This is a genomic window from [Mycobacterium] manitobense, from assembly GCF_025821665.1.
In the GTDB taxonomy this organism is placed as follows: Bacteria; Actinomycetota; Actinomycetes; order Mycobacteriales; family Mycobacteriaceae; genus Mycobacterium; species Mycobacterium arseniciresistens.
Genome location: NZ_JACKSJ010000217.1, coordinates 1 through 405, shown reverse-complemented (window position 1 = coordinate 405; position 405 = coordinate 1). Strand labels below are relative to the sequence as shown.

Below are 405 nucleotides of genomic sequence, written 5' to 3'. Positions count from 1 at the left end.
TCCATCGTGCGGGCGGTCGGAGGGCTTGCGATCAACACCCTGCAGGCGCTGGAGGCACTGGTCACCGGCCCGCCCGCACTGCCGGCGAACAGCACGGTGACAGTGCGGAACTCGACGATTCTGCTGTCCAGCGGACAGCGGATCAAGGCGAACTGGTACTACCCCGAAGGGGAGACGGTGCCGGACAAGATGATCGTCCTGCAGCACGGCTTCTTCGCGCTCGGTCCGATGTACAGCTACACCGCGGCCAACCTCGCGGAGGCGACCGGCGCCATCGTGGTCACCCCGACGATCTCGTCGAACTTCTTCGCCCGTGACGACGCGTGGCTCAACGGGGCGGGCATGTGGAACAGCATCGCCGACCTGTTCACCGGCGATCGCAAGGCTCTGACCGACAGTGCGCTG

Annotated in this window: 1 pseudogene; it reads left to right on the top strand. The window is 66.2% G+C overall.

The annotated features are described in order from the left end of the window. Positions 1 to 405 (top strand): annotated as a pseudogene (locus tag H7I41_RS23530) (alpha/beta hydrolase); the annotation flags it as partial.